This window comes from Corynebacterium gottingense (assembly GCF_003693265.1).
Lineage (GTDB): Bacteria > Actinomycetota > Actinomycetes > Mycobacteriales > Mycobacteriaceae > Corynebacterium > Corynebacterium gottingense.
The window spans coordinates 1-2897 of record NZ_RDRE01000067.1 but is presented as its reverse complement, the minus strand read 5'-3'; the positions used below and the strand labels follow the sequence as shown (position 1 = coordinate 2897).

The window sequence follows — 2897 nt, the reverse complement described above, 5'->3', positions numbered from 1 at the left end:
TTTGGTACCGCCACCGTCACCGGTGCCGACCCGACTGTAGCAGCCCGGCTGTATGAATTATTGCTGTTCGGGTCTACACCGAGGACGGCGAGGCGCTGAACCAGGCGCGCGGGCACTAGAGCCCATCTAGTTCCGCGAACACCTCCGGCGAGCGCCCACTACTATCAGGACTGTGGAAGTCCTGATTGCCGTTATCGCCCTGCTGTTCGCAACCGTGCTCGTCGCCGCCGTAGGCGAGCGCACCGGCCTGCCCTGGCCGGCGCTGCTCACCATCGTCGTGGCGGCCGCCATCTTCATCCCCGGCGTGCCGGTGGTGACAATCCCGGCGGAAATCATCCTCCCCATCTTCCTGCCGCCGCTGCTCTGGTCGCTCGCGCGCCACACCAGCTGGGGCATGATCCGCTCGCAGCTCAACGTGGTGGTCACCATGTCGGTGATCCTCGTCTTCCTCACCACCGCGGCGCTTACCGCCACCGCCATGTGGCTCCTGCCCGGCATCAGTCTCGCGGCCGCGGTGGTGCTCGCCGCGGCAATCGCCCCGCCCGACCCGGTCGCGGTGGAGGCGGTGGCCGGGCCCGCCGGCATCCCGAAACGCATCACCGGCACGCTGCAAACGGAGGGGCTGTTTAACGACGCCGCGTCGATCGTCACTTTCAACCTCGCCGTCGCAGCGCTCGTGGCGGATAACCAGATCGACTTCGGTCACGGCCTGCTGAAGTTTCTCTACGCGGCGGCGGTCGCGGTCGTCATCGGGCTGATCGTCGGTAGGCTCGCGGCCCTGTTTGTGAACTCCGTGCCGGACTCCGTGATCCGCACCGCGTTCACCTGGGTGCTCCCGTTCTTCATCTACATCATCGCCGAGGAGGTCGAGGCCTCCGGTGTGATCGCCATCGTCATCGCGGCGGTGGAGATGTCCTCGCGCGCGCCCCTGACCGCGGAGGACCGCCTGTCCGGCTCCTCGTTCTGGTCCACTGTGGAGATGCTGTTCACCGGCGTCGCCTTCGGCCTGATCGGCATGAGCGTGCGCGATGCTATCGACGCCGCCGGCACCGTCCTCTGGCACGCCGTGGGCATCGGCGTGGCGCTCTCCGTCGTCGCGTTCCTGGTCCGCCTGATGTGGATGTGGGTGCTGTGCGGGATCAACCAGAAACAGAAGCGCACCAATGTCGCCCCGCTGCGCATGCAGGAGGTTCTGCTTATGGCGTGGTCGGGCATGCGAGGCCTGGTCACGCTGGCCCTGGTGCTGTCAGTGCCGCTGGGGGTCACGCAGTACCACCACGAGTTCGACGTCATCGCCCTGACCGTCCTGATGTGCACAATGGTGCTTCCGGGCCTGTCACTGCCGTGGCTGGTGAGCAAGCTGGACATGGAGTCCGGCCCGGACCCGGCCGGCGACCGCGCGAAGGCGGAGCTGAACAAGCGCGCCTACGCGGCGGCGCGACGGTCGGTGCAGAAGCACGGCCCGGAGCTCGCCCCGGAGTCCTTCGAGATCGTGCAGCAGTGGCTGGACAAACTCTCGCAGAGCCACGAGGAGGAGGACCCGGAGACGGCGGAGGACCGCAAGCAGAAGTTCCAGCAGGTCCGCCTGGCTGCTGCGGACATGCAGCAGATCGCGCTCGCCGCGGCGAGCCAGGAGCTGCAGCGCGCTCGCCGCGAGCGCAAGTACAACCCTGCGGACGTGGACGCGGTGCGCGCGGACCTGGACCGGCTCATTGTGGCGGGGCGTCGCAACGCGCTGATGAGCCCGCGCGAGGTCTACCGCGAGGCGAAGAAGTAGCGCCTAGCGGTACTGGCTGCTGCCGCCCTGTGTATCGTCCGGCTTGCCGTCCTGCTGGCCGAATTCGCGCTGGTAGTGCGCGTCCCAGTCGTATTCCCCGGCCAGACCCGCGCCGAGTCCCGAGCCGCTGGTCTCTTGCGCCGGGCTGGAGTTGTTCAGCTCGAGCGGGTCGGGCTGTCCGGCGGGTGGGTGCGGTGCGTCGTCGTTAGCCTGCATGGCCTTGATAATGAAGACGGCGCCGGCGACAGCGCCGATGATCGCGGTGAATGCGCCGGTCGATCCGGACAGGAACGCGACCGCGAGGCCGGCGACGACGATGAGCGCGATGCCGATCAGGAGATCCATGTGGGACTTCTTCATGCCACCGAGTATCCCGGGGGATCCCCGGTGTGGCAACTGGCGTCGGGCCCTACACCTTCTCAATCACCGCGGCGAGGCCCTGGCCGCCGCCGATGCACATAGTCACCAGGGCACGTGAGGCGTCGGTGCGCTGCAGCTCGTGCGCGGCGGTGACTAGCATGCGGGCGCCGGTGGCGCCCACCGGGTGGCCGAGCGAGATGCCGGAGCCGACCGGGTTGATGCGCGGGTCGTCCTCAGAAATGCCCCAGGCATCCAGGACGGCGAGGGCCTGCGCGGCGAAAGCCTCGTTGAGCTCGATGAGGTCGATGTCGTCGAAGGACATATCGAGGCGGTCGAAGAGCTTCTTCGTGGCGTCGACGGGGCCGATGCACATGGTCTCCGGCGGCACGCCGGCGACGGCCCAGCCGCGCAGGACGACGGACGGGGTGAGCCCCAGCTCCTCGGCCTTTTCTCGGGTGGTCACGATCATGGCAGCCGCGCCGTCGTTTTGGCCGGAGGCGTTGCCGGCGGTGACGGTGGCGCGCTCAAGCGTTTTGCCCATGACGGGGCGCAGCTTGGCCAGGGACTCCATGGAGGCGTTCGGGCGGATGTGCTCGTCCTTGTCCACGATGATCGGGTCGCCCTTGCGCTGCGGCACGGAGACGGGGACGATTTCCTCGTCGAAGTGGCCAGCCTCCTGCGCGGCGGCGGCGCGCTGGTGCGAGTTGACGGCCAGCTGGTCCTGGCGCTGGCGGGCGATGGAGTACTCCTCGCGGACGTT

3 protein-coding genes are annotated in these 2897 nt (G+C 68.2%); 1 reads left to right on the top strand and 2 read right to left on the bottom strand.

All coding sequences use genetic code 11. The features are described from left to right. Positions 1-172 precede the first annotated feature (172 nt). Positions 173-1777, top strand: coding sequence for a cation:proton antiporter (locus tag EAW56_RS11410; RefSeq protein ID WP_095278991.1), 1605 nt, complete (start codon positions 173-175; stop codon positions 1775-1777). 3 nt (positions 1778-1780) lie between these two features. Here the strand turns inward: EAW56_RS11410 and EAW56_RS11405 are convergent, their stop codons facing one another. Next, entirely contained in the window at positions 1781-2137 is a 357-nt protein-coding gene (locus EAW56_RS11405) for a hypothetical protein (RefSeq protein ID WP_133065264.1), read from the bottom strand. Positions 2138-2186: 49 nt separating this feature from the next. Next, positions 2187-2897, bottom strand: a 711-nt coding sequence (locus EAW56_RS11400; RefSeq protein ID WP_122086658.1) for an acetyl-CoA C-acyltransferase, incomplete at its 5' end; no start/stop codon positions are given.